The sequence below is a fragment of the Marivita lacus genome (assembly GCF_014637725.1).
In the GTDB taxonomy this organism is placed as follows: domain Bacteria; phylum Pseudomonadota; class Alphaproteobacteria; order Rhodobacterales; family Rhodobacteraceae; genus Marivita; species Marivita lacus.
Genome location: NZ_BMFC01000038.1, coordinates 1 through 2500, shown reverse-complemented (window position 1 = coordinate 2500; position 2500 = coordinate 1). Strand labels below are relative to the sequence as shown.

At 54.1% G+C, this 2500-nt stretch carries 1 tRNA gene and 2 rRNA genes (1 of these 3 cut by a window edge); all 3 read left to right on the top strand.

What is annotated here, in order from left to right:
- A 23S ribosomal RNA gene (locus IEV82_RS23190) occupies positions 1 to 2053 on the top strand (it extends 841 nt beyond the left edge of the window).
- Positions 2054 to 2246: 193 nt separating this feature from the next.
- Positions 2247 to 2361: ribosomal RNA gene (gene rrf / locus IEV82_RS23185) — 5S ribosomal RNA — on the top strand.
- A 42-nt stretch (positions 2362 to 2403) separates the two neighbouring features.
- A tRNA-Met gene (locus IEV82_RS23180) sits at positions 2404 to 2480 on the top strand.
- The last annotated feature ends 20 nt before the right edge of the window (positions 2481 to 2500 follow it).

Below are 2500 nucleotides of genomic sequence, written 5' to 3'. Positions count from 1 at the left end.
CGAAATCTATTTAGGTAGAGCGTCATCCGAATACCCCCGGGGGTAGAGCACTGGATGGGTAATGGGGCCCCACAGGCTTACTGATCCTAACCAAACTCCGAATACCGGGGAGTACTAGATGGCAGACACACAGCGGATGCTAACGTCCGTTGTGGAGAGGGAAACAACCCTGACCTACAGCTAAGGCCCCCAATTCATGGCTAAGTGGGAAAGCAGGTGGGACGACCAAAACAACCAGGAGGTTGGCTTAGAAGCAGCCATCCTTTAAAGATAGCGTAACAGCTCACTGGTCTAAACAAGTTGTCCTGCGGCGAAGATGTAACGGGGCTCAAGCCATGAGCCGAAGCTTAGGATGCACATAGTGCATGGTAGCAGAGCGTAGTGTGACATAGGACTGCGTCTTACTGATCTTTTGCAAGACCAACGGTGGTTACAGGGTGTTCGCACTCAAGTAGCCGCAGGCGGTAGTGCAAATAAGAGATCAGAAAAGACGAAGTCTTTTCTGTGAAGCCGGCCTGTGAGGGATCCGGTGGAGAGATCACTAGCGAGAATGATGACATGAGTAGCGACAAAGAGTGTGAGAGACACTCTCGCCGAAAGTCCAAGGGTTCCTGCTTAAAGCTAATCTGAGCAGGGTAAGCCGGCCCCTAAGCCGAGGCCGAAAGGCGTAGGCGATGGGAACCACGTTAATATTCGTGGGCCAGATGGAAGTGACGGATTGCGAAGATTGTTCCTCCTTATCGGATTGGAGGGGCCGTTCAGCAGTTCCTGGAAATAGCTCCATCATCAGACCGTACCCTAAACCGACACAGGTGGACTGGTAGAGCATACCAAGGCGCTTGAGAGAACGATGTTGAAGGAACTCGGCAAAATACCTCCGTAAGTTCGCGAGAAGGAGGCCCGGTTCCTAGGCAACTAGGGGCTGGGGGCACAAACCAGGGGGTGGCGACTGTTTATTAAAAACACAGGGCTCTGCGAAGTCGCAAGACGACGTATAGGGTCTGACGCCTGCCCGGTGCCTGAAGGTTAAAAGGAGGGGTGAGAGCTCTGAATTGAAGCCCAGGTAAACGGCGGCCGTAACTATAACGGTCCTAAGGTAGCGAAATTCCTTGTCGGGTAAGTTCCGACCTGCACGAATGGCGTAACGACTTCCCCGCTGTCTCCAACATCGACTCAGCGAAATTGAATTGCCTGTCAAGATGCAGGCTTCCCGCGGTTAGACGGAAAGACCCCGTGCACCTTTACTACAACTTCGCATTGGCATCAGGATTGTGATGTGCAGGATAGGTGGTAGGCTTTGAAGCGGGAACGCCAGTTCCCGTGGAGCCTCCCTTGAGATACCACCCTTCGCACTCTTGATGTCTAACCGCGGTCCGTTATCCGGATCCGGGACCCTGCGTGGTGGGTAGTTTGACTGGGGCGGTCGCCTCCTAAAGCGTAACGGAGGCGCGCGAAGGTTGGCTCAGAGCGGTCGGAAATCGCTCGTTGAGTGCAATGGCAGAAGCCAGCCTGACTGCAAGACTGACAAGTCGAGCAGAGTCGAAAGACGGCCATAGTGATCCGGTGGTCCCAAGTGGGAGGGCCATCGCTCAACGGATAAAAGGTACGCCGGGGATAACAGGCTGATACTGCCCAAGAGTCCATATCGACGGCAGTGTTTGGCACCTCGATGTCGGCTCATCTCATCCTGGGGCTGGAGCAGGTCCCAAGGGTACGGCTGTTCGCCGTTTAAAGAGGTACGTGAGCTGGGTTTAGAACGTCGTGAGACAGTTCGGTCCCTATCTGCCGTGGGTGTAGGATACTTGAGAGGAGTTGCCCCTAGTACGAGAGGACCGGGGTGAACGATCCACTGGTGGACCTGTTGTGGCGCCAGCCGCAGTGCAGGGTAGCTATGATCGGAAAGGATAACCGCTGAAGGCATCTAAGCGGGAAGCCCCCCTCAAAACAAGGTATCCCTGAGGGCCGTGGTAGACCACCACGTCGATAGGCCGGAGGTGTAAGCGCAGCAATGCGTTCAGCTGACCGGTACTAATGGCCCGATAGGCTTGATTTGATCCAGTAACAACAAAATCAGGACGTCTTCACAAAGGAAGACGGCCAGTGCGACGCAGCGCGTTTTACAAACTAAAACGCTCCTTCGCACACCCTGAAAATCTGGACCATGATCAAAAGCACAAACACCAAGTGAACATACTTGGCTTGGACAACACAGACGCTCAATACATGCGTCATTGAGGCTTTCTCGGTTTGGTGGTCATAGCGTGAGCAATACACCCGGTCCCTTTCCGAACCCGGCCGTTAAGTGCCACCGCGCCAATGGTACTGCGACTCAAGTCGTGGGAGAGTAGGTCACCGCCAAACCTAGTAAGCCTCAATCCCGTATCTCTCTAAACTTTCCCCTGTCGCGGGGTGGAGCAGCCCGGTAGCTCGTCAGGCTCATAACCTGAAGGTCACAGGTTCAAATCCTGTCCCCGCAACCATAAATACTACGCTAAATCAA